This is a genomic window from Maribacter aurantiacus (assembly GCF_005780245.1).
GTDB classification, from domain to species: Bacteria; Bacteroidota; Bacteroidia; order Flavobacteriales; family Flavobacteriaceae; genus Maribacter; species Maribacter flavus.
This window is the reverse complement of record NZ_VBUK01000001.1, coordinates 401,821-427,375: the sequence shown is the minus strand read 5'-3', so window position 1 is coordinate 427,375 and position 25,555 is coordinate 401,821. Positions and strand designations below refer to the sequence as shown.

Sequence of the window (25,555 nt, the reverse complement as noted above, 5' to 3'; positions counted from 1 at the left end):
ACTTATTCGGAGCCAATTCGGTCCCTTTCCGCTTTTTCTATTTGGCGCTGATTATCCTCTAGACGGAAGTTTCCAAAATTATAGGTGAAAGATAGACGTACGTTTTGGGTTTCCTCTACCGCGATGTATGAATTGTCCTGATTTAAATATTTTGAGGAAAACCATGGGTTTGCCTTGCCCAGGATATCGTTGAAGTTGAGACTAAGTTCCGCCCTTCTGTTCCATAGGGATTTTTGGAGGCCCATGGTAAGGTTTGTTGTTTCGGACATGGTATAGGAACCTGCTAAAAATCCAGATAAATAGGCCAGTCCCAATTCACCCTTAAAAGTACCGTCCTTGGAAAGGGTCAAATAATTGGTTACATCTATATAATAACCGTTTATTTCATTGGTGGCAGAGAAAGCATCGCTCTCCAAGGCCAAGAAGGTTTCATCCTCATGAAAGAATGATAGATAGCTGTACACGTACCAGTTGTTGGTAATGGATTTGCCGTAATTAAAATCCAACCCGTAGGAAGTACTTTCCAATACGTTCTGTGTGATATCTCTAAGTGCTTGGTTTTCATTGTCTTGAAAGGAAAGTGTGGAGATATAATTGCCATTGTCCCGGTAATAAAAATCAAAGAAAAACTCCTGGTTCAAGGTATAGTTCAGGTTAAAGTTATTGCTGAAGTTGGGAACAAGAGTGGGGTTTCCTTCGTAAAAAATATTTTCATTGATAAAGGTTCGAAAGGGGTTCAAATCCTCATACCTGGGCCTTTGCAGTTTTCGGGAATAATCAAAGGCAAGGCTATGGGTTTCGTTAATGGTATGGAGCAGGTAAACCGACGGAAAAAGTTCAAAATACTCTAATTCGTTCACCGTGGAAAGTGCTAGTGAGTTTCCGGAACTTTGGGTATGCTCCGCCCTAAGTCCTGCCTTGAGGCTCCATTTTTCCCAATCCTTGGAAGCGCTTACGTATGCGGCATATACATTTTCATCGTACAAAAAGTTATCAGAAAGATTAGGCACAAAAACGCGTCCGTTATTTTCCGTAAAGAACTGTAAGCGACTTTCAGAATTGATCAAGGAAAGCTTCGCCCCGGTTTCAAAACTCACCGTACCCAAAAGGGTACTGTAATCCAATTGGACCGTTATGATTTCGATATCCTGATCGGCATCGGTAAAGAAGCTATAGTTTCTTATAAAATCGCCAGTAGGCAGAAAATAGTCGGAACTGGCACGTTGTGTTCTGCTTAGGTCAAAGGCGGTGTAATGTCCGTTCACCTGTAAAGTACCGTTTTCCTTAAAGGTGTGCTTGTAGGTTACATCCCCGGAAATATTGTTCTTGGTCTCGTCCAAAAAACTGGCCGTGGTAAAGGTCGAATCCAAAACGCCAATTCCATTGGTAATAACGGTGCTCTGAAAATTGTCGTATTCCCTTTTGGGGGAAAGTTGCATATTGGAGGTTAGGTTGATTTCGTTGCGGTCGTCGATCGTATAATCCAACGTAAGCCCTCCTATGTGGGTTTCAAATCTATTGGTCTTGTCAAAATCCGTATCCCAGCGGGAAAATACACCCGTATCGTTGATAAAATTGGTCCTGTTTTGCACATCCTTAAAATCCTTCCTTGGGGCATAGGCGTAGGAAGCATTTAAATTTAGCTTGTTGGTCTTGTAAAAATGAGAGGTGCCAAAATTGTATTTGGGAAAGATTCCTTGGGTGTAAATTGAACTAAAATTGCCTTTATAGCCCAATGAAATGTTTTTATTAGTAATAATGTTCAAAACTGCACCTCCTTCCGCATCGTACCGGGCCGGGGGATTGTTGATGACCTCTACGGATTTAATGTGCTGCCCTTGATAATTTTCGAGCAGGCTTCTTACTTCAGATGGTGATAATTGGACTTTCCGGTCGTTGATGTAAACCACGGCGGGCTGGTTTCGAATCTGTAGCTCGTCCTGCATGAGTATTACGCCTGGGGTCTGTTTTAGGATGTCCCAGGAATTGCTTTGGGACAATACGGTATTTTCCACATTAAAAACCAACCGGTCCACTTTTCGCTCTACCCGGGGCCGTGCCGATACAACGACAACCTCATCCAATTGCTCTGCTTGTTGTGGAATAATCAAAGCGCCAATTTTGATGTCGGACCGAATGTCCAGGGGAAGCCCTTCCGAACTTTTTCCAATATAGGAACACTGCACGATATAAAGTCCCGGGGTGATATCAGAAATCAAGAAAATGCCCGTCTCATCTGCCGAAGTGCCTTTTACCATGGTAGAATCAGTGGCCTGTAACAAAAAAACCGACGCAAAAGGGATGGTTTCGCCCAGCTCGTCCTTTACCGTTCCGGTGAGTTGGTGGGTCTGGCTTTGCGCCGCTTGGGAACCTCCTAGTAGCGCCAGGAAAAATAGCAGTAGCGGTCTCAATATTAGTTTGGGTTGAACATCAAATCTAACAAAATAATACTGTATATTTTTACGATTGGCTCTTTCCGCTTTGTTTTTAGCACAATATTGCCTATTTATTTAGTCGAAGCTTCCTAAAATCTAGATGCTATTTAGACTATATTTGCAATTACTTTTTAAACGGGTAGATTCCAAAGTTTAAAAGGAGCTATTTTTTCAATTGACGCTATGAAAAACATTCGAAATTTCTGCATCATTGCCCATATTGACCACGGTAAAAGTACCTTGGCGGACCGTCTTTTGGATTTCACGGGTTCCGTCACCGAAAGGGAAAAAAAGGAACAGCTGTTGGACAACATGGATTTGGAGCGTGAGCGTGGAATTACCATAAAAAGCCATGCCATTCAAATGGACTATGTATACAATGGAGAAAAATATGTTTTGAACCTCATAGACACCCCTGGGCATGTAGATTTCTCCTATGAAGTTTCAAGATCCATTGCGGCCTGTGAAGGCGCGCTTTTGGTGGTAGATGCCGCACAGAGCATTCAGGCCCAGACCATATCGAACCTGTATCTGGCCCTGGAAAACGATTTGGAAATCATACCGGTTTTAAACAAGGTGGACCTTCCCAGCGCAAATCCAGAGGAGGTTACGGACGATATTGTGGACCTCTTGGGCTGCGATGCGGAGGACGTAATCCCTGCCAGTGCCAAAACGGGAATTGGTATCGAGGAAATTCTAAAGGCCATCATAGAACGTATTCCGGCGCCAAAAGGAAATCCGGACGAGCCCCTTCAGGCCTTGGTGTTCGATTCTGTCTACAATCCGTTTAGGGGGGTGGAAACCTATTTTAGGATTATCAACGGGACTATCCGAAAAAATCAGAAGATAAAATTCGTGGCAACAGGTAAAAGTTATGATGCCGATGAAATTGGCACCTTAAAACTGACCCAGCATCCAAAACCCATGATAAGCGCCGGTGACGTGGGATATTTGATTACAGGTATAAAAGATGCCAGAGAGGTAAAGGTAGGCGATACTATTACCGATGCCGCCACGCCCACTAAAAATGCCATTGCCGGTTTTGAGGATGTAAAACCCATGGTTTTTGCCGGAATTTATCCGGTGGATACGGAAGATTTTGAAGAACTGCGTTCCTCCATGGAAAAGCTGCAGCTGAACGATGCATCCCTAGTTTTTACGCCGGAAAGTAGTGCGGCCCTGGGTTTCGGTTTTAGATGTGGTTTCTTGGGGATGCTTCATATGGAGATCATTCAGGAGCGACTTGAACGGGAATTTGACATGACCGTCATTACCACCGTGCCAAACGTTAGTTACCATGCCTATACCCGTAAGGACCCGGAAACCGCCATCATCGTTAACAATCCCAGTGACCTTCCCGATCCCTCTACCATAGACCGTGTGGAGGAACCTTATATTAAGGCAACCATCATTACAAAGGCGGATTTTGTAGGCAACGTAATGTCACTCTGTATTGAAAAACGAGGCCAGATTACCAACCAGACCTATTTGACGACGGAACGGGTGGAACTGAACTTCGATATGCCCTTGGCGGAAATTGTTTTCGACTTCTACGATCGTCTAAAAACGGTTTCCAAGGGATATGCCTCCTTTGATTATGCCCCCATTGGAATGCGTGCATCAAAACTGGTCCGCGTGGATATCTTACTGAACGCCCAGCCCGTAGATGCCTTGTCCGCTTTGATTCATTTTGACAATGCCGCCAACATTGGTAAAAAAATGTGCGAAAAGTTGAAGGAACTTATTCCTAGACAACAATTTGACATTCCTATACAAGCGGCCATAGGTTCCAAGATTATTTCCAGGGAAACGATCAAGGCCCTTCGTAAGGACGTAACTGCAAAATGCTATGGTGGGGATATTTCCAGAAAACGAAAGCTGTTGGAAAAACAGAAAAAGGGCAAAAAACGGATGCGCCAAGTTGGAAACGTAGAAATACCGCAACAAGCATTTATGGCCGTACTGAAACTGAACGATTAAGTTTTTATTTGTTTGTTAGGTGAATTCATTTCTTCCTCTTTTTGGAGCTCCTCTTCAACAGGAAGGGCTTTTCCAAGATATACCAGTTTTGAGCCTTCCTCGATATCCGTAAAATCTTTACTGAACGAGGAGATTATTTTGATATCGTCATCCGGAGTTTTTAGGAATAAAGGAATTATGTCAGGATCGGCCTTGGTAATTTCAATAAGTCCTTCATAATGTTCCGTGTCCTTCAATTCTATTTCGCGAATAACAGGGTTTTTTCTGGCGGTTTCGGTCAGTTTGATGAAATCGTCCGTATGGGAAAAAAGACCTTCCTTGGGGTTGTTTTCAGGGTCGTTCATTTCTTCCGAATCGACCAAGCGGAAGGAGCCATTTTCACCAAACTCACCTTTAAACTTATCAATGGCATACTTGTTTATATCAGAGTTTCCTGTTAAGGCCATAAGATAGCCCACATCGTTAAGCTCAATATAATCTCCCAAGGAATCCGAATAAATATTGGCACTAAAAGCCTCTAATCCCGCCTTACGCGCCTTGGCAACGTTCGTATCGTTATTGTCCACCAAAACCACATGCCTGTTGTTCTTCTGTAGATACTCCGCTATAAGCCTGGAAACCCGTGAGGCGCCAATGACCAAAATGCCTTCTGATTTGTAAAGGAATACACCTACCAACTTGGCAAATAATCTGGCGGTAGTCGCATTCAATAAGACCGTTCCCAAAACGATCATGAACACCAATGGCGTAATATATTCTGAGCCAGGTTCCCCTTTGGCGAGAAGCTTTGATCCAAATAAAGACGCGATACCTGCAGCCACGATACCCCTAGGACCTACCCAACTAACAAAGAGTTTTTCGTTGAACTTAAGGTTGGAACCCATGGCACTTAGGAACACCCCTAAGGGCCTGATTATAAAGACTATGGTCGCAAACAAAATCACGGTATTCCAGTTATAAATCAATTCCATATCTGAAATATTAATATTGGCAGCCAAAAGAATAAAAAGGATGGAAATTAGAAGTACACTGAGCGATTCCTTAAAATATAATAGTTCTTTTATGTTGGGCAGATTCATGTTTCCCATGACCATCCCCATGACCACTACTGCCAATAGACCGGATTCATGTGCGAACAGATCGGACTCCACAAAGACCAGCAGAACTACGGAAAGCGACACCACGTTCAATAGGTAATGTGGTATGAAATTCTTTTTTATGGCAAATGCCAAACCATGGGCAAAGGTAAAGCCAAAGGTAAAGCCAAAGAGCAAAATCTTACCGAATTCCACGAGTGCGGTCAATGTATAGGCCTGACCCTCGCCTACACTAATAAACTCAAACACCAAAACGGCCGCAAGCGCACCAATGGGGTCGATCAATATCCCCTCCCATTTTAAAACAGCGCTAACATCCTTTTTTAACGGTATATTTCTTAAAATAGGGGTGATTACCGTAGGGCCAGTAACAATAATCAAAGCCGCAAAGAGAAAAGAAATCTGCCAGCTAAGGTCAAAGATAAAATGGGCCGCCAAAGCACCCACGAAAAAGGTTACCAAACTTCCCAAGGTGATTAGCTTTGTAATAACTGGAGCCGTATTTCGTATTTCTGACCGCCTTAGCGTTAACCCTCCTTCAAATAAGATGATACTTATTGCCAAGGACACAAAGTAATAAAGCCCCTCCCCTGGGAACAACCCCTTCTGCCCATTCCAAATAGGTTCTATAAGCTTGGACCCATCTTCCGTATATAAAGTTGATAACGGGCCCACTATCAAACCGATCAAAATTAGGGGAAGAATAGCCGGTAATTTGAAGCGCCATGCTACCCACTGCGCTATAATGCCTAAGATGATAATACCTGCAAGTTCTAGCATGGAATACTTTTTTGTTAAAAATAAGAATTATACGGCAGTTGTAACAAAATGAAAATCCAATACCACAATTAAAAAAACTCAAATTTTGTTACATGAAGATATTTTTCCAAAACAAGGTAATGTATCCTTTTCGCGCAAGGAAAAAATCTTTTTGTAACATTTTACTTACGTTTTTTGATTGAAAATACAAGAATTGGAAAATGCTTTTCTATTTTTGTCCCATTGCCCCTCTCCAAAAATGATGAAAGTTCGTAAAGACCATCCCTAAATCTTACCCTTGGCCGCCTTACCGTCGCAAAGTGAATCTGTGTAAAGTTATAGTTAGTTGATGATACGTAAGTAATAGGTGCAAATGAAGTTGATATTAAAACCCTTAAAATATATTAAACTAGGGATGTCCCAGTTTTCTGGGCTTTTGGTATTTGTTTTTGTTTTTGGACTCACCACTTATTTGAGCTATCAAAGGTATCTTATTCTAAAAAGCTCCGAAGAGAATGAATTGAGAAGACAGGCTTCCCAAGTTGAAAATGAAATAAAAAGGGTATTGGAACAAGGTTTTTCAAGCACTCAAAATTTGGCATTTTTAACTGAAAACTATGGAGTTCCAGAAGATTTTCCAAAAGTTGCCAAATTGATTCTTGGGACAAATAGTAACATAGATGCGCTTGAGCTGGTTGACAGTACCGGTCTTATTACCAATGTTTATCCTTTTGAAGGAAACGAAGTTTTGGGATTTAATATTTTAAAGGACTCCATAGGTAAAGAAGGCGCTTTAAAAACAATGGAAAAAGGGGGGTACTATGTTACCGGGCCCATTAATTTAAAGCAGGGAGGTTCAGGTTTTGTTTGCCGTACCCCTATTTATGTCGAAAACCAATTTGCCGGTTTTGCCGCAGCCGTAATTAAACTTGAGTCCTTGTTGTCGGAAGTTTCCTTGAAATCTTTAGAAAATAATCCGTTTTCATATCAACTTTATAAAACTAATACGGACGGTTCCGAACAAATATTTTATGCCACAAAAGAAGTGTTTTCAAATAACGCAATGAAACACTTCATAAGTGATTACAATGGTGAATGGAAGCTATATGTGATTTCTGAAAAAAAACTGGCACTATATGGTTTTTATGTTTTAGGGGGACTTGGCCTTATTCTTTCTATTATTGCCGGCGTTTTTACCACATTTCTACTGGAGCAGCCTAGAACTTTACGAAAAATGGTTAATGAAAAAACCCACTTGCTTCAAGAAAATGAACAGAAACTTAGGGCTTTTATAGCGCAAGCTTCAGATGGTATATTTTTGGCTGATTTCCATGGAAATCTTTTGGAAGCCAACATTAAGGGCGTGGAATTATTTGGTTATCCAAAAGAGGAGCTACTTACTAAAAACCTTGTTGAATTAGCAACAAAATCCGACTTAAAAAAGGCTCCCTTGAGATTCAAAGAAATAAATAAAGGACATTCCGTTCTTACCGAAAGAAAGCTTCTTAGAAAGGACGGCTCTAGTTTCTATGGAGAAGTAAGTGCAAAAAAATTGAATGATGGCACCATCTTGGGCATCGTTAGGGACGTTACGGCCAGAAAAAAATTGGAGCATGCCGCAAATGAAAACCTCAAAAAATTTCAAAAAGCATTTAATAGCCAGACCATAGGCATGGCCATCTTTGATAATGAATTAAAATTTGCCGATGCCAATCAGTACTTTTTGGAATTGCTAGGTTTTCAGTTGAAAGAAGTAATTGGTAAAAAAATTCGAAGAACTAGGAATCATAATCGATGAGGAATCAAAGCGAAAGGAAGCCCTAGAGTCACTAAATAGTAGTGGAAAAGTATTATCAATGGAACTCATAGCCCGGCCAAAGGAAAAGGAGAAAATTTTTATTACGGCCTCAGCGGAAACGTACGAAGTAAATAAAAAAAAGTACATTCTAGCAACCTATTTGGACAGGACTGATGAAAGGAAGGCACAGAAAAAAATTGTTGCAAGTGAAAAAAAATATCGAGAGTTGACCGAGCGAATTTCTGATGCGTTCATTTCCATTGATAATCATTGGAACCTAACCTATGTTAATGCTAAGGCACAAGAGTTAATTCAAAAAAAGAAAGAGGAGCTTATAGGCAAAAATATATGGGATGTTTTTAAAAACACTATAAGTTCAAGTACGAGGGGCAAAATTGAGGGCGCTTTAAAAAAGCAGGAATATGTTCATTTGGAGCAGTTCCATCCCAGAAACAATATTTGGATTGAAAGCCATGTATATCCTTCTCCAGAGGGTCTTACTGTCTATTTTAGAGACATTACGCAACGAAAGGTTAGTGAAGAGGAAAATCAAAAACTATTGGCAGTAATTGAAAAAAGCCCTGGTTTTATAGGGTTGTCCGGTATGGATGGTGGTGGTATCTATCTTAATGAATCCGGAAGGGAACTTGTGGGCCTATCCAATGAAGACGCAATTTCCAATTATTCCATTTTGGATTTTTTTCCTGAGGACTCAAGACAGGTAATCAAAGAGGAGTACATGCCTATAATTTTCAAAAATGGTTCTTGGAGCGGGGAAGGTTACCTTAAAAGCTTTAAGGAAAACAGGAATATTCCAGCAGCACTTTCTGCCTTTCTCATTAACGACAAAAATAATAACAAGCCAATAGGCATAGGTTCCGTGGCCTTTGATCTTACAGATCAAAAGAAAACGGAACGGGAAATTCTTGAGCTCCAAAATAAAATGAACGCTGCCATTCGCATTGGAAAGATTGGGTATTGGAACTGGAATTTTGAAAAGGATATTATCGATTGGTCTGAGAGGATGTACGAAATATATGATGTTGAACCCGGAAGAAAAATAGATGTTGCCTTTACTAAAACATTAATACATCCAGATGACCTTGTCATGCATGATACAATTATTGACACCAAAATTTCGCAAAGGGATAATAGTTCTTTCTCCTACAGAATAATACATAGGGATAAATCCATAAAATATGTAAAAGTCCAAATGGAAGTGACAACGGACGCTAGTGGCAAAGTTATAGCTTCTCAAGGAACCGCGGTGGACATTACTGAGGCCAAGGAATTCGAAAAAAGGCTTGAAAACCAAAATGCAGAACTGAAAAAGACCAACTCTGAGTTGGATAGTTTTGTCTATAGTGCCTCACATGAACTTCGTGCTCCTCTCGCTTCCATAATGGGCCTACTGGACATAATAAAAAAAGAAAAGGGGGAACCGGAAACAATTAATAGATTGGAGATGATGGAGAACTCCGTAATGCGTCTAGATGCGTTTATTGAAGATATAATTTCCTATTCCAGAAATAAACATATGTCATTGAAATGTGAAAAAGTGAATTTTAAGGAAATTATTGACAAAGCTTTGCAAGATTTATGGTATCTTAAAAACACTAAAAAAATTCACATATCTACCAATTTAAAGACTGATTGTGAGTTTTTTTCAGACCGTAGAAGTATAGCCGTATTGATCAGTAATTTCTTGTCGAATGCCATAAAGTACCATGACAAAACAAAAACCACACCGTCTATTTGGATTGACGTGAATACTAACGAAGAAAAGGCGGTAATTGAAATTAAGGATAACGGGATAGGTATAAAGAAAAAGAGCCAAGAAAAAATATATGATATGTTTTACAGGGACTCAACCGATGAAATGGGCTCGGGAATAGGGCTATTCATTGTAAAGGAAATTATAAACAAGTTGGATGGAACCATTGAACTGGATTCCAAACCTAAGATTGGAACGACTTTCACCCTTACCTTGCCAAATACATATCCTAATAACTAAATTCTACCGCCATGAAGGTATTATTGATAGATGATTCTGAAATAGACAACTATATAAACAAAGCGATAATATCAAAATCCAAACTTATAACAGAGGTTGAGGTCAAAACTTCGGGTTTAAAGGCGCTTAATTATTTAAAGGAATTGGAGGGTAATCTGGAGGAATTTCCAGACGTGATTTTTTTGGACATCAGAATGCCGGAAATGGACGGTTTTGAGTTCATAGAACAATATAAAAACTTGCCTACAGAAACCAAGGGCAAATGCCGGGTGTTCATGTTGAGCTCTTCTATAAACCCTAAGGATCTGGAAAGATCACAAAGTTTTCTAGAAATTGAAAAGCACTTGGCCAAACCTTTGGCACATCATTCCTTGGAGGATTTGTTGCTCTAATTGTATGTAGCATTAAAAAAATCGACTTTTTACTGTCCACAAATACCTCCATAATAATCCAAGATTTGGAAATTTTGCGTTAAAAACTCTTAAACAAAATGCTTTTCCACAGCATTTTGACTATTTTTCGAGATTTATTCCGTTACCTGAAACGTTCATGAGTCTATACCCTGTTGAGACTGGAAATTTTAAGTTGGACGGTGGTGCCATGTTTGGAGTGGTACCAAAAACCCTGTGGCAAAGAACAAACCCTGCAGACGCGAACAATCTGATTGACATGGCCGCAAGAAGCCTTCTGATTCAAAATGGGGAACGAATTATTCTTGTCGATACAGGTCTTGGCAACAAACAATCCGAAAAGTTTTTTGGCCACTACCACCTTTGGGGCGATTTTACCTTGGATAAATCACTGCGTGATATTGGTCTTTCCAAAGAGGATATTACCGATGTTTTCCTAACCCATTTGCATTTTGATCATTGTGGCGGATGTATTCAATGGAACAAGGACAGGACAGGGTATGAACCGGCATTTAAGAACGCCAAGTTTTGGACCAATAAGGAACATTGGGAGTGGGCCGTAAAGCCAAATGCCCGGGAAAAGGCATCTTTTTTGGCCGAAAACCTAATGCCCATGGAAGAAAGCGGGCAATTGAGCTTCATAGAAACCTCAAGGGATTCGGTCTTTCATGAAAATTCAGAATTAGGTTTTGGCATCTATTTTGTAAATGGGCACACAGAAAAGCAAATGTTGCCAAAAATCGAGTATAAAGAAAAAACAATTGTGTTTGTGGCGGATTTACTGCCTACCATAGGCCATATCCCTTTGCCCTATGTTATGGGTTATGATACAAGGCCTTTACTTACACTCACCGAAAAAGAAAAATTCCTCAATGAGGCTGCGGAAAAAAACTATTTTCTTTTCTTTGAACACGATGCGCATAACCAGCTCTGTACGGTCAAAAAAACCGAAAAAGGCGTTAGGTTAGATCAAGCCTTTACTTTCAAGGAAATTTTCAATTAAAGAACCAAAATTAAATTAACAACTATTTTATATGATACGTACAATCACTAAATCGCTCTTGGTATTTTCTTTTGTCGCACTATTGGGTTGCGGTGGTACGGGAGGCCTTATTTTAACTCCTGTGGAGAACATTGATGCCGTTCCCTTAAAGATTTCGGAACTGACCGAAGCGGAGAAGAAAAATTGGGGCCATTTGGACCTTGCAAGTGATACCATTCCCGGGATGAGCGTAGACAAAGCGTATGCTGAAATCATCAAAAACAAAAAAGGGAAAAAAATCATAGTGGCCGTTCTGGACTCTGGTATCGATTTGGACCACGAAGACCTGGATGGGGTACTATGGACAAATTCCGATGAAAAACCCGGCAACAACAAGGACGATGACAATAATGGATATGTGGATGATATCCACGGATATAATTTCTTGGGAGAATCCTACAACGAGCAATTGGAATATGTGCGAATGTTGCGCCTGAACATTGGCGACCAAACAACCTTGGTCAAGGCAAAAGCCAAATTGGACGAGGAATATTCCTCCGCACAACAGAACAAGGATCGATATGAACAAATCCTTCAGGCCGTTAAAAATGCTGACAAGGAGGTTAAGGCCTTTTTGGGCAAGGAATCCTATACAAAAGAGGATGTTATGGGTATGGAGGCATCCACGGAGGCCATGCAGCGTAACAAATCGGTTTTATTACAAATGTACTCTTTCAAGGAATCCATTCCAGAAGTGATAGAGGAATTGGAGGATGGCATCACCTATTTTACGGAGCAACTGAACTACAACCTTAACAAGGATTTTGATGGCAGGAAAATTGTGGGCGACAACCCCTATGATTACAATGACACGGATTATGGAAATGGAAACCCCAACAATCGTGTAGACGATGAAAGCCATGGTACCCATGTTGCCGGAATTATCGCCGCGGAAAGAAACAATGGCCTTGGTGCGAACGGAGTTGCCAACAATGTGGAAATAATGAGCATTAGGGCCGTCCCTAATGGGGATGAGTATGACAAGGATATCGCAAGGGGCATACGTTATGCCGTGGATAACGGAGCCAAAATCATTAACGGAAGCTTTGGAAAATCCTTCTCGCCAAATGCACAATGGGTCTATGACGCCATTAAATACGCTGCGGACAACGATGTGCTTTTCGTGCATGCCGCAGGAAACGATGGGGCCAACTTGGACGATCCCGCCAATCCAAACTATCCCAACGATCAGATAAACAATGGGGCGGAATTTGCCGACAATGTGATTACGGTAGGCGCCTTGGATCCTAAATATGGGTCGGAATTGGTCGCCTCCTACTCCAACTATGGCAAAATTAATGTGGATATCTTTGCCCCTGGTACGGATGTCTATTCTACCTATCCTAACAACGAATACGAATATTCACCAGGCACCTCCATGGCGGCACCAGCAGTTTCAGGGGTGGCGGCCTTGGTCTGGTCACAATATCCCGATCTAAGCGCAAAACAGGTGAAGAAAATTATTTTAAATTCCGGGCTTCCCGTAAAGACCAAAGTCGTTCTAGGGGGAGACAACACCAAAAGTGCCAGCTTGGCGGAGATATCCACTTCGGGAAAGATGGTAAACGCCTATAATGCCCTGATTATGGCCAGCAAGGTGAGCAATGGTCAACTACAACTATAAAATTGAATTTTAGTAAAATGAAGAAAATAATTCTAGCCGTTTTAATTGGAGGGTTTTTGAGCTCCTCATATGCCCAAAACCGCACAAATTATTGGCAGCAACATGTAGACTATACCATGGATGTAAACATGGACGTTGAAAATTACCAATATACTGGAACCCAAAAACTCGTGTATACCAACAACTCCCCAGATGCCCTGGACCGTGTGTTTTACCACTTGTATTTCAACGCGTTCCAACCGGGTAGCGAAATGGACATACGACTTCAAAACATCCAAGATCCGGATAGAAGAATGATAACAGAGGACAAGAAAAGTAGGATTGCCGGTCTTTCCGAAAGTGAAATTGGATACCTACATGTTGAATCCTTGACCCAAGACGGGGCGAACGTAAGTTTCCAGGAAGAAGGTACCGTTCTGGTCGTGGACTTGGCAAAGCCGATTCCCTCCGGAGGTAAAACAACATTCGAAATGACATTTAAAGGTCAGGTTCCGGTTCAGATCAGAAGGTCGGGGCGCAATAATGCCGATGGAGTTGCCCTATCCATGAGCCAATGGTATCCAAAACTTGCGGAATACGATTTTGAGGGATGGCATGCCGATCCCTATATCGCAAGGGAGTTCCACGGTGTTTGGGGCGATTTTGATGTAAAGCTCACTTTGGACAAGGACTATGTAGTAGGGGGAACGGGATATTTACAAAATCCGCAGGAAATAGGACATGGCTATGAAGCACCTGGGAGTTCCGTAAAAAAACAAAAGGGAAAGACCCTTACCTGGCATTTTAAGGCGCCCATGGTCCATGATTTTATGTGGGCGGCGGATCCAGAGTATGTGCACGACACGTTACAAATGGTAGATGGTCCAACCCTTCATTTTTTCTATAAAAACGACCCTAAATTTTTGGAGACATGGAAAGCGGTACAGCCCATGACAGAAAAAGCCATGAACTTCTTCAACAGGAATATAGGCGAATACCCATACGAGCAATACTCGGTCATCCAAGGCGGGGATGGGGGCATGGAATACGCCATGGCCACCTTGATTACAGGTGGCGACAAGCCAGGAAGTGTCATAGGAACCATGATCCATGAATTGGCACACTCATGGTTTCAGCATGTGCTGGCCACCAATGAGTCAAAACATGAATGGATGGACGAAGGTTTCACATCGTTTATTTCTGCGTTATGCAGTAATGAGATCAGGGAACAAAACAAGGAAAACCCGTTCGAAAACTCATACAAAGGTTATTACAATCTAGCTCTTTCGGGCAAGGAACAGCCAATGAGCACACATGCGGACCGCTATGACCTTAATTTCGCCTACGGGATATCGGCCTATAGTAAAGGGGCCGTTTTTCTTGCCCAATTGGGGTATGTTATGGGTCAGGATAAGTTAATGGAAACCCTTCGGAAGTATTATGAGGAATTTAAATTCAAGCATCCGGTGCCCAACGACATCAAAAGAACCGCGGAAAAGGTATCGGGGATGGAATTGGATTGGTACCTGACGGATTGGACGCAGACCACCAATACCATAGATTACGGTATCAAGACCGTAGAACCGGAAGGTGAAGGCACTAAAATCATCATGGAAAGAATTGGATTGATGCCAATGCCCATCGATGTTTTATTGGTCTACAACGATGGTAGTAGGGAAACGTTCTACGCACCCTTGCGCATGATGCGAGGCGAAAAGGAAAATCCATATCCACAAATTGAAAGAACTGTGTTGCCAGATTGGCCATGGGCGTTTCCCACTTATGATTTTACCATCAACAGACCTATTTCAGACATTCAAGCGGTGGTGATAGATCCTTCCCAGCTTATGGCGGATATAAACGAGGAAAACAATGTCTGGCAAGCTGAAGAATAAGGCTCAGTGTTAAAAAATGGACCTACCCCAACAAAAAAAAGACCTTTCCTTTGGTAAAAGAGAAAAGCTAAAGAGCCAAAAGCGCATAGGCCAACTCTTTACCGAAGGAAAAAGTCTCTCCTCTTTCCCGCTAAAACTTATTTTTCTGGAAGATGCACATCAAGAAGTTCCTATAAAAGCTGCCGTGACCGTTCCAAAAAAAAACTTCAAAAGTGCCGTTCATCGAAATAAAATCAAAAGACTGCTACGAGAATCCTACAGATTGAACAAAGGCCTTGTTTTTAACAATACACAAGGAAACTTTGCGTTCTTATTTTTATACCTTGGAAAGGAAATGCCCGCTTTTGTGGACATAGAGTCCAAAATGAAGTCATTATTGGAGAAATTTAATGCCCGGATTCATGCAAAAACTAGTACGTAAAAAAGTTATAGTTCCCGTTCTAGCCCTTACTTTTCTTATCGTTGGAAGTAGTTTTAAAAGCGATTTTTTTGAAATAGCGAAGCAAATAGAAATTTTCACCACGCTTTTCAAGGAACTTAATATGAACTATGTGGACGAGACAAATCCTGCGGAACTTATGGACACCGCCATCAAGAACATGTTGGAGGATTTGGACCCCTACACCAAATTTTTAAACGAACAGGACGTAGAATCCTACCGGATCAATAATGCTGGCGAATATTCCGGCATTGGTGCATTGGTACGTACGTACAAGGATAGGCTGTTGATTGTTGAACCGCATCAGGGATATCCTGCGGACAAGGCCGGTTTAAAGGCCGGGGACCAGATCATTCAAATTGGGGACATAAAGGTGGCAGATTTTGAGGACAACGCTAGCGAGCTTCTTAAAGGTTCCGAAGGTTCCACCGTTGACATTATTTACAAGCGACAAGGAAAAATAAACAGCACCACCATAGTACGTGGTGGCATTGAAGTAGATGCCGTACCGTTCTACAAAATGATCAATAAAAAGACCGGGTACATCGTTTTATCAAAATTCAACGCCAAGGCCACGGACCAAACAAAAAGTGCCTTGCTCGACCTCAAAGGAAAAGGGGCCGAAAAAATAGTATTGGACTTGCGCGACAATCCGGGAGGGCTGCTGTCAGAGGCCATAAACGTAACGAATTTATTTGTCCCCAAAGGCGAATTGGTGGTGACCACAAAATCCAAAGTAAAGAAATTCAATAGGGAATACCGCACAAGCAACCAACCCGTGGATACCGAAATTCCCTTGGTGGTCTTGGTAAATGGGAGCAGTGCCTCTGCCAGTGAGATCGTTTCAGGTAGCTTACAGGATCTGGACCGTGCTGTGATCATGGGGGCCCGTAGTTTTGGGAAAGGATTGGTGCAAAGACCCTTAAAACTGACCTATGGCACCCAGTTAAAGGTGACCATTTCCAGGTACTACACGGCATCCGGACGTTGTATCCAGTCCTTGGATTATTGGAACCGTGACGAAAACGGCAATGCCATCAGAAATACCCAATTCAACGATTTCACGACCAGGAACGGAAGAAAGGTTCAGGACGGAGGTGGCGTCCTGCCCGATGTTGAAATCGCAGCGGTAAAAACGAACGACCTAACCATGGCCTTGCTGCAAAACAATGTCATTTTCGACTATGCTACGGATTACTATTTTAGCAATAAAGTAGCAGATGTAGCGGATTTTCAATTCTCAAATTCAGATTTTAACGACTTTAAGGCCTTTGTAAGGGAAAGCGATTTTTCCTTTGAGACCAAAGCGGAAAAGGCAATTACCGAAGCGCTTTCCGGTCCGGAAAACGATTTCTTGGGTCAAGAAGTAAAGGATAGTTACAAGACCTTATTGGCCAATATTCAAAAGGGCAAGATCAATGCCCTGGACAAGTATCAAAAAGAAATCCAGAAAAATTTAGAGGACGAAATTATCAAGCGCTATTTTTATCGTGATGGGCTATATCAATACTATCTGTCCCATGACGACGCCATATTAGCGGCATCGGAACTACTGGAAAATTCCTCAAAATACAACAGCATCCTAGGAAATAGGTAATTATCGGAATTCACAACTATTCGGGTCCGGCTCAATATAGTACGGCTTATAGTTGACGGCCTTAGGGTTCATACAGCCCTTTAAGCTCCTGATTTTTATGTTGCGGAAATCTATCGGCTGACCTTCACTTTGTAAGGCTATAAAACCTTCCTTCAAGGGTGTTCCCGGTTTAAAGATATCCGGGTCGTACCGATTGACGACACCTCCACCCATTTGCGGTTTTGAATATTCCAATACGGTTTTGCCATTGATGATATGCCTCACCAATGAATCACCAAAGACCATTAGTTCCGCTTTCACCCATTGGTCCCCAAAATAGGTGTCAGATGACGAATCAACGCAATGGTTGGGGTCTAGGGCTCCCTGGTAAAAAATATCGGTTCCTGGAGAGCACATATTACCCGTAGGCCGCACTTTTCCTTTCTCCACGCCCGCTAAAAATTGCATTTCTACGGAAATGGGCCAATCCTGTTCCTTGGGCATGGTCCTAGGGTCTTGGGAGTGGAACATGACACCACTGTTCAAAAGGGTATAGTCCGGAGCACCCGGAAATAGGTCTCCCACAAAACGATATTCCATGGATAGGTGAAAATAGGAATATGGTTGGTCATAATATAGGTGTCCAAAGCGATCATTGAACAAACCTTCATATTGGTCGTATCTGACCTTTATGATGCTATCCTCCACCCTAAAAGTATCCCCATAGTTGTCAAAAACGTCATAATGGTGGATTTTGGTGGTCCAACCGGTCAAATCTTTTCCATTAAAAAGGGTAGTCCATCCGGTTTCGGTAGTTTCTTGTGAAATAACACCGGTATTAACTGTCAACAAAATAGCCAAAACCAGTTTCGTTTCCCAGTCTATAAAATAAGTAAACAACCGTTCTATCTTGGAAATATCCATTTCTTGGATTTTGGTTCGTTATTCAAAAACCGAGTCGGAATCGGATTTTGGGGCTTCAAACTTTCGTAGGTAAACGAATTTTCCGTTTTTTGACTTACGGTCCATAAAATCGGCTTCCGTCAGCATGGGGTCGATTTGGCTGTAATGGCATCGGTAGGATTTAGCGGCCATTTCCAGATCTTCATCGGTGTAGGAAACTTTCGTTCTTAAATATTTGCTTGCCTGCCCTCTCAGGACTTTTCCATCGGCATCATCGATGTTGTTCAACGGTGTTCCATAAAAGTACAGGGACATGGGCCTTTGCCAATCCTTGCTTAAATACACCTGTGTAACAGAAGCGCCTACAAGTCTGTGGTCCATGTGCGTGGAACCGCCATCAGGGCCCCATGTGATGATGGCGTCGGGCTTGGTTTTTTCTACAATATCGCTTAATTGTTTCACCATTTCCCGGGCATGGGGAACGTGCCCGTCATATCCTTCGCTTGCCTTAAGTTGATCATGAAAATTCAAGTGCGTCAGTTCAACACCTAGCAATTCCGCGGCGCATCTCATCTCTTCCCTTCGTGTAACCACCAGTTCGTCCCCGGCCTTATGGTCATGGAAATCATTGGTGCCGTACCTCCCGTCAGTAACCACCACCAAATGCACCTTGGCACCTTCCCTGGCATATTTTGCCAATATGGGGGATATGGTACTTTCATCGTCAGGGTGGGCAAAAACCGCCAAAAGGGTCTTTCCTTCATAAGGATTTTGTGCCCAAGAACTAGTCCCCGCCAGTAAAATGACAAGCAACACATATAGCCTTTGTCTTAGCATTTGAATTGTGGATAGTTGATGCTTTTGCATGATAGATGTTTTTTGGTTCCTGCCCGTTTCTAAACTTTGAAATAAATCCTTCGCTTGTCCAGATAATACGTGATATACCATAAAAATAGGAGAATTAACAATGATTCCAAAACCAATATCCAATCCTTATACGCCTCTAGGGCATGAAAAAGACCTGTGTTCCAAAGAATATCGAACTCCCGGAATATCAAATGACCAAAGGTCTCGGCGAACAGATAGATGAAAATGGAGTTGGTGCCAACGACCGCAAAAAATCGAAGCCAGTTTTTCTTATACCCTTTCACATCAATGGTCCAATAAAAAAAGGCAAGTGCTAAAATTGAAATTCCGCCAGATGCCAAGGTAAACGATGAGGTCGCAATACGTTTGATAATCGGTGTAATTTCAAAAAAGCCGAGTGCAAAACCTAGAACGGTAGCCAACACCCCCCAAAGAACAAAGTTCCTGACTTTCTTGGTTTGGGCAGTAGGGTTTAGCAATAGTTGACCACACACAACGCCCCAGATGGTATGGGCGGCAGTTGGAAGAAAATTTATGAACACCCAATATCCGCCGTTCACCTTTCCCATCACCAATAGGTCGACCCAAGAGCCGAATGTTTCATGACCTTGGGCATAGGGAGCATTTGGGTTATAAGATCTGTATAAAATTTCCGTCAGCACTAATAGAAAAATTGAAAACCCTATTTGAAAGGTGGCGCTTTTACGCATAATGGCGTAGGCAATCAGGATAGTAAACGCCAACTGTACCAAAACATTCCATAGTTCCCATACCGGACCATGGCTGTAGACACAGTGCAACAACACCCCAAATAAGAACAGCTTTAGGCATCGCATGGCGATGTGCCTATTCAATTCGGGACGGTTTCCGGATACCAATCGCTTTTTAAAGGAAAATGGCATGGCCACCCCAACGATAAACATAAAAAAGGGTTGTACAAGGTCCCAAAAACGAAGGCCGTTCCAAGGATGATGCTGTAATTGAAGTGCTAATGGATACAAGGTGGACCCCTCCGTTAAACGGGCGAAGCTTTCATGGAAACCCGCAGCTTCGGCAATCAAAAGGAACATGATAAGCCCTCTGTAAACATCCAAGGAGTACAGCCGATGTGACAAAGGTTTGGCGAATTGCAACATACAATTCAGTGGTTAGGTTTGGCCCGGAAATGTACAACAATTTTTAAATGAAATGATTACCTTTCAAATACCATTTAAGAGCCCGACATTTATGCATAAAATAGTACTTTTTCTCTTGTTTTTTATTTCAGGTCCCACCCTTCATTCCCAATCCGATGGCCAAGAACAAGACCAGAAACCCATTCCGGATGCCAAGAGTTTTGAAACCCTCCATCAAGGGGTGTTTGGAGGAAAGACCATCAATTATACAGCAACGGCCAAGGAAACCTTTTTGACCAACAAAGCAGGCGACTCCATAGCCACATTTTGGTCCGTAGCCTATACCAAAAACCCAATTGGTGATGTAACAAAGAGACCGGTTACCTTTATCTTCAATGGTGGGCCAGGTTCCGCTTCCCTATGGCTACACATGGGCCTTTTTGGGCCCAAAATCATAAAAGTGGATTCAGAAGCCAAGAAGGACGATGGTGCCGCTCCTTATAATCTTGTGGCCAATGAACATGGCCTTTTGGACCTAACCGATCTTGTATTTATAGATCCCGTAGGCACGGGGTTTAGCAGGATTGTAGGCAAAGGCAAGGGTAAGGACTTTTACGGACTCAACGAGGATGTTGCCTCATTTGCCCAATTTATTAGAAAATGGGTCACGGATAACGGGCGCTGGTTCTCTCCCAAATATTTGGCAGGTGAAAGTTACGGTACCACCAGGGCGGCCTATTTGGGAAAGGCCCTGGAGGGATCTGGACAGAACATGGCCCTTAATGGTATGATCCTTATTTCCCAGGCTTTGGATTATGCGGGCTCTACTTCTATCCATTATAACATCACCTCCTACATCACCTATTTGCCGAGTATGGCCGCCACCGCTTGGTACCATAAAAAAGCAGGAGAAGGTAAAACTTTGGAAGCCTTTATTGAGGAGTGTAGGGAATTTACCTATGGCGATTATACCAAGGCCCTGTACAAGGGAAATCTGTTGAACAATGCCGAAAAGGATAAAATCGCCGAAAAGCTCAGTTATTTTACAGGGCTGGACAAAGACTACATCCTTAGGTCCAACCTGCGCGTTCTTGTGGAACGATTTCAGAAAAAACTTTTGGAGGACCAAGGTTTGGCGATTGGACGTTTGGACGGAAGGTTCATGGGCGACGAGGCTGACGATGTTGCCGAAAGGCCTCATTTAGGTGATCCGGCAAGCTACCAAATTAGTGCGGCCTATACCGCAGGTATCAACCATTATTTTTCGACCGATTTAAAAATTGACATGGACCGGCCTTATATTACCTCCGGAGGTGGCGAAGGATGGCGATGGCGCACCGCACCCGATGATGCCTATTGGGAGCCAATGCCCGTGAACACGGCCCCCTTTCTAGGAGAAACGATGAGGCGCAACCCAGAAATGAAGGTAATGGTCGCCAATGGTTACTATGACCTTATCACACCATTTTTTGATGCCGAATATACCTTTGCCCGAAACGGCATTGTGACAGAAAGGGTTTCCATGAACTATTATGAGGCCGGCCATATGATGTACACCCATGAGCCCGATCTAAAAAAACTGTCGGAGGATATTCGGGCATTTTTAACCCAATAAAAGGTTGAAATTTGGTTTTTTTCATATCGCCCTGTTTATTCTTCTGCCCCAACTGAACTTAGGGCAGCATTCGTTTGTCACCAATGACAAGGAAGGCGTGGAAGTATTCGTTTTGGGAACGGCCCAGGACGGGGGAAGTCCGCACATAGGCTGTGAAAAAGAATGTTGTGCGCAACTTTTTGATAAAGGTGGTCATTCCAGAAAAGTCGTTTCCCTGGGTATCATCGATTTTGAATATAACAAAACGGTTCTTATCGAGGCCACTCCAGACCTGCCTGTCCAAATAAAGGCATTGCGCGAAATGGCGCCTTTCAGGCAAAACGATTACCCAGACGGTATCTTTCTCACCCATGCCCATATTGGGCATTACGGCGGTCTCATGTATTTGGGCAAGGAAGCAGCAAACACCACCAATATTACGGTATATGCCATGCCCAGAATGCATCGGTTTTTGACAGAAAATGGGCCTTGGGGACAATTGGTCGCAAATAACAACATAAGACTTGTTCCAACAGAAAATGAAAAACCGGTTCAAATATCCGAGCAATTGACTATCGTTCCTTTTGTAGTTCCGCATCGGGACGAGTATTCAGAGACCGTAGGATATAAGGTTATCGGTCCGAACAGAACCTTGTTGTTTATTCCGGATGTAGACAAATGGGAAAAGTGGGAAAAGGACATTCGGGAAGAAATCAAAGCTGTGGACTATGCCTTTATAGACGCCACATTTTTTGATGCCGAAGAAATCGATTACAGGGACATTTCAGAAATTCCCCATCCCTTTGTCATTGAAAGCATGGAGGCATTCAAGGATTTTTCCCGGTCCGAAAGAAACAAGATCTACTTCATTCATTTCAACCATACGAACCCTTTGTTGATACCCGATGCTCCGCAAACAAAAAAAGTGTTGCGGGAAGGTTTTCAAATAGCAAGAAAGGGCATGGCCCTAAAATTATAAACGGGTTTGGACAAGGAATTGATTGCATATCTAAACTACTTACTTTGCACAAAAATAGAGCGGGTTTCCCCCATTTCGGGAGGGGACATCTCTAGGGCCTTTCTTTTGGAATCCGAAACCGAAAAATTCTTCTGCAAAATAAACGGGCAAAACAAGGCCCTTGCAATGTTCCATGCCGAAAAAAATGGGCTCCAGGAACTCTTGAAAACCAATACGATCGCCGCCCCACGTTGCTTTCATGTAGAACCCTATGAAGCAGGTGCTTTTTTCATGATGGAATATGTGGAAAGTAGAAACCCCAAAGTTGAAGATATGTCCGTTTTTGGCCGCCAACTGGCCCAATTACATCAATTATCCAATAGCCGGACATTTGGGTGGGAGGAAAACAATTTCATCGGCAGTTTGGATCAATCCAACAGTAGACATTTGGATTGGACTTCGTTTTATGTGCAAGAAAGACTCCTTCCTCAGCTACATTTGGCGTTTGAGAAGGGACGCTTGGCGAAAACCGATATCCCTTCAAGAGAAAAAATGGTTGCGGTGTGCAACAACTTGTTTCCCAACGTAAAACCCTCTTTGTTACATGGCGATTTGTGGAGCGGCAATTTTTTGATTTCAAAGGAAGGTATTCCGTTTTTAATAGACCCGGCCATCTATTATGGCCATCATGAGGTGGATATTGCCATGACCCGTCTTTTTGGCGGTTTTGGGGATTCCTTTTACAATTCGTATCGTGAAATCATTCCTCCCGAACCTGGTGAAGAAGAACGAACGGATTTGTATCAATTGTACTATCTCCTTGTCCACCTCAACTTTTTTGGCGCTTCCTATAAGCCTCCTGTAAAAAGAATTTTGTCCGCCTATTTTTAGGATTTGGCTACCTTTAAAACAAACATTTATATTATGAAGTCGCTCAAAATAATCGGTCTATTGCTTCTGATATTGGGAATAGGTTCCTGTGAAGAAAATAAAAAGGAAGCACCTGCTCAAAAAGAGTATACTACTTGGTCCTCCTATTTGGGCGATGCGGGAAGGACCCATTTTTCCACATTGTCGCAGATTACCAAAGAAAATGTTGCATCCCTCAAAGTGGCTTGGACGTATGAATCTGAAGATTGGGGGCAAATGCAGATGAATCCTATCGTTGTAGATTCCATGCTCTATGGGGTTACGGCCGCACTTCGGGTAGTGGCGCTCCATGCCGGGACGGGAGAAGAAATCTGGCAGTTTGGGGATTCCGTTAAAGTGTGGCATTCCACAAGCAGGGGCGTATCCTATTGGTCAAAAGGTGAGGATAAACGAATACTGTGTACTCGAGGTGCTTTCCTTTTCGCTCTGGATGCCTTGACCGGCAAACCCATCCCGACTTTTGGTTCGGGCGGAAAGGTGGATTTACGTTCCGGAATGCCTAAAAGCGCCGAAAACAAGTTCGTCATTTCCAATGCCCCGGGCACTGTTTTTAAGGATTTGATCGTCATGCCGCTTCGGGTATCCGAAGGGGTAGGAGCCGCTCCCGGGGATATTATGGCCTTTAATGTAATTACGGGCAAACTTGAATGGTCCTTTCACACCATTCCATATCCCGGGGAATTTGGCCACGAAACATGGGAAGATTCCACGGCTTACAAGAGTTCCATTGTGGGCGGTGCCAACAACTGGGCAGGTATGGCGGTGGACGAGGAAGCCGAAATCATTTATGTGCCCACGGGCTCCGCTGCTCCCGACTTTTACGGAGGTGTCCGGCTTGGACAGAACTTGTTTTCCAACTCGCTCTTGGCCTTAAATGCCAATACGGGAGAAAGGCTTTGGCACTTTCAGTTTACCCGTCACGATATTTGGGACCGTGACCCGCCCGCTCCGCCCAACCTGTTGATGGTGGAACGGGAGGGTAAAAAAATTCCCGCTGTGGCCCAAGTGACCAAACAAGGGTATGTGTATGTCTTTAACCGAATGACCGGAGAGCCCTTTTTTGACATTGAAGAAGTGCCCGTGCCCAAATCAATGTTGGAGGGCGAAGAAGCCTGGCCCACCCAACCGATACCCGTGCGTCCAAAACCCTTTGCACGGCAATCCCAAGACCTAACGGAAGCGGACATCAGCCCTTTTGCCGAAAACAAGGAAGTGTTGGCTTCAAAATTTAAATCTGCAAACAAAAGTCAGTATGCACCTCCAAATACAGAACCCGTTTTATTACTGCCCGGTTACGATGGGGCGGCAGAATGGGGCGGGGCCTCCGCGGATCCCGAAGACGGAATTCTATACGTGAACTCCAATGAGATGGCCTGGATACTACTTATGAACAAAAATACCGGCGATGGTACTGGGGGCCCTTTGGGCGAGGCCACTTATCAAAAATACTGTGTTACCTGTCACCAACCCGACAGAAAAGGATATGCCGCAAGTGGTTTTCCCAGTTTGCTCGACCTGCAGCTCCGAAAAAACAAAAACGAAGTGGCCGAGATAATTACCAACGGAAAGGGCATGATGACAGGTTTTCCCCAGCTTTCAAAAGAGGAAATGGAGGCCCTGCTCGCCTTTCTATTCGATGAGGAAATAAAACATTCCGTTGCTTCGGAAAATGTGCCCCAAGATACCGTTCAGGAACGTTACAAACATGCCGGATACACCAAGTTTTTGGACAGCAAAGGACTGCCGGGGATTTCACCGCCCTGGGGTACGATGCATGCCATCGATTTGAATACCGGCAACTTTAAATGGTCCATCCCCTTTGGCAATACCCCGGAGTTGGGGGAAGAGGGTATAGGAACCGGGACTGAAAATTATGGCGGTGCCGTGGTGACCAAAAACGGACTGCTGTTCATTGCGGCAACACGGGATGGTTATTTTAGGGTTTTCGATAAAGAAAATGGGGGGCTTCTTTGGGAATATGAATTACCCGCGCCAGCATTCGCCACACCGGCCATGTATGCATTTAAAGGAAAACAGTACATTGCCATCGCTTGTGGCGGAGAGAAATTGGGAACCAAAAAGGGGAATAAAATAATCGCTTTTGCCTTGCCTGAGTAGGTTGAAGAACAATGGCCCCACA

At 43.0% G+C, this 25,555-nt stretch carries 18 protein-coding genes; 13 read left to right on the top strand and 5 right to left on the bottom strand.

Going from position 1 to position 25,555, the window contains the following annotated elements:
• Nucleotides 1-2 precede the first annotated feature (2 nt).
• On the bottom strand, nucleotides 3-2,411 hold the full coding sequence (locus FEK29_RS01830) for an outer membrane beta-barrel family protein (RefSeq protein WP_240042638.1): 2,409 nt from the start codon (nucleotides 2,409-2,411) through the stop codon (nucleotides 3-5).
• Between the two features lie 207 nt (nucleotides 2,412-2,618).
• Between FEK29_RS01830 and lepA the strand changes: the two genes are divergently transcribed.
• Nucleotides 2,619-4,415: a translation elongation factor 4 gene (gene lepA, locus FEK29_RS01825; RefSeq protein WP_138256694.1), complete on the top strand. Its 1,797-nt coding sequence runs from the start codon at nucleotides 2,619-2,621 to the stop codon at nucleotides 4,413-4,415.
• Here lepA and FEK29_RS01820 read toward each other — a convergent pair.
• Nucleotides 4,412-6,292 (bottom strand): cation:proton antiporter, encoded by a 1,881-nt coding sequence (locus tag FEK29_RS01820; protein ID WP_138256693.1) that lies wholly within the window; start codon nucleotides 6,290-6,292, stop codon nucleotides 4,412-4,414. The two genes, lepA and FEK29_RS01820, sit on opposite strands and share 4 nt — an antisense overlap.
• A 352-nt stretch (nucleotides 6,293-6,644) precedes the next feature.
• Between FEK29_RS01820 and FEK29_RS01815 the strand changes: the two genes are divergently transcribed.
• The 8 genes from FEK29_RS01815 (at nucleotide 6,645) to FEK29_RS01780 (ending at nucleotide 17,069) form a co-directional block, all read left to right on the top strand.
• On the top strand, nucleotides 6,645-8,069 hold the full coding sequence (locus FEK29_RS01815; protein WP_138256692.1) for a PAS domain S-box protein: 1,425 nt from the start codon (nucleotides 6,645-6,647) through the stop codon (nucleotides 8,067-8,069).
• Nucleotides 8,029-10,083: a PAS domain-containing sensor histidine kinase gene (locus tag FEK29_RS01810; protein WP_205123384.1), complete on the top strand. Its 2,055-nt coding sequence runs from the start codon at nucleotides 8,029-8,031 to the stop codon at nucleotides 10,081-10,083. Before FEK29_RS01815 ends, FEK29_RS01810 begins: the two co-directional genes overlap by 41 nt.
• Before the next feature lie 11 nt (nucleotides 10,084-10,094).
• On the top strand, nucleotides 10,095-10,475 hold the full coding sequence (locus FEK29_RS01805; RefSeq protein ID WP_138256690.1) for a response regulator: 381 nt from the start codon (nucleotides 10,095-10,097) through the stop codon (nucleotides 10,473-10,475).
• A 157-nt stretch (nucleotides 10,476-10,632) separates the two neighbouring features.
• On the top strand, nucleotides 10,633-11,496 hold the full coding sequence (locus FEK29_RS01800; RefSeq protein WP_138256689.1) for an MBL fold metallo-hydrolase: 864 nt from the start codon (nucleotides 10,633-10,635) through the stop codon (nucleotides 11,494-11,496).
• A gap of 31 nt (nucleotides 11,497-11,527) precedes the next feature.
• Entirely contained in the window at nucleotides 11,528-13,159 is a 1,632-nt protein-coding gene (locus FEK29_RS01795; RefSeq protein WP_138256688.1) for a S8 family peptidase, read from the top strand.
• 17 nt (nucleotides 13,160-13,176) lie between these two features.
• Nucleotides 13,177-15,033 carry a M1 family metallopeptidase gene (locus FEK29_RS01790; protein ID WP_138256687.1) on the top strand — a complete coding sequence of 619 codons (1,857 nt, stop codon included), beginning with the start codon at nucleotides 13,177-13,179 and terminating at the stop codon, nucleotides 15,031-15,033.
• 16 nt (nucleotides 15,034-15,049) lie between these two features.
• Nucleotides 15,050-15,454 (top strand): ribonuclease P protein component, encoded by a 405-nt coding sequence (rnpA, locus tag FEK29_RS01785; RefSeq protein ID WP_138256686.1) that lies wholly within the window; start codon nucleotides 15,050-15,052, stop codon nucleotides 15,452-15,454.
• Nucleotides 15,435-17,069 carry a S41 family peptidase gene (locus FEK29_RS01780; RefSeq protein WP_138256685.1) on the top strand — a complete coding sequence of 545 codons (1,635 nt, stop codon included), beginning with the start codon at nucleotides 15,435-15,437 and terminating at the stop codon, nucleotides 17,067-17,069. Before rnpA ends, FEK29_RS01780 begins: the two co-directional genes overlap by 20 nt.
• Here the strand turns inward: FEK29_RS01780 and FEK29_RS01775 are convergent, their stop codons facing one another.
• From FEK29_RS01775 to FEK29_RS01765, 3 genes are read right to left on the bottom strand one after another with little or no spacing between them, the layout of a single operon-like run.
• Complete coding sequence (locus tag FEK29_RS01775) at nucleotides 17,070-17,972, bottom strand: 3-keto-disaccharide hydrolase (RefSeq protein WP_138256684.1); 903 nt, start codon at nucleotides 17,970-17,972, stop codon at nucleotides 17,070-17,072.
• An 18-nt stretch (nucleotides 17,973-17,990) separates the two neighbouring features.
• Entirely contained in the window at nucleotides 17,991-18,818 is an 828-nt protein-coding gene (locus FEK29_RS01770) for a PIG-L deacetylase family protein (protein ID WP_161595299.1), read from the bottom strand.
• A gap of 29 nt (nucleotides 18,819-18,847) precedes the next feature.
• A complete protein-coding gene (locus FEK29_RS01765; protein ID WP_240042637.1) occupies nucleotides 18,848-19,954 on the bottom strand; it encodes an acyltransferase family protein in 1,107 nt (368 codons plus the stop codon).
• 91 nt (nucleotides 19,955-20,045) lie between these two features.
• On the opposite strand from FEK29_RS01765, the gene FEK29_RS01760 reads away from it, so the two are divergent.
• Genes FEK29_RS01760 through FEK29_RS01745 form a run of 4 tightly spaced genes read left to right on the top strand, consistent with a single transcriptional unit; the run spans nucleotide 20,046 to nucleotide 25,533 of the window.
• Entirely contained in the window at nucleotides 20,046-21,548 is a 1,503-nt protein-coding gene (locus tag FEK29_RS01760) for a S10 family peptidase (RefSeq protein ID WP_138256682.1), read from the top strand.
• 4 nt (nucleotides 21,549-21,552) lie between these two features.
• A complete protein-coding gene (locus FEK29_RS01755) occupies nucleotides 21,553-22,506 on the top strand; it encodes an MBL fold metallo-hydrolase (protein ID WP_138256681.1) in 954 nt (317 codons plus the stop codon).
• A 6-nt stretch (nucleotides 22,507-22,512) separates the two neighbouring features.
• Entirely contained in the window at nucleotides 22,513-23,376 is an 864-nt protein-coding gene (locus tag FEK29_RS01750) for a fructosamine kinase family protein (RefSeq protein ID WP_138256680.1), read from the top strand.
• 33 nt (nucleotides 23,377-23,409) lie between these two features.
• Nucleotides 23,410-25,533 (top strand): c-type cytochrome, encoded by a 2,124-nt coding sequence (locus FEK29_RS01745; RefSeq protein WP_138256679.1) that lies wholly within the window; start codon nucleotides 23,410-23,412, stop codon nucleotides 25,531-25,533.
• The last annotated feature ends 22 nt before the right edge of the window (nucleotides 25,534-25,555 follow it).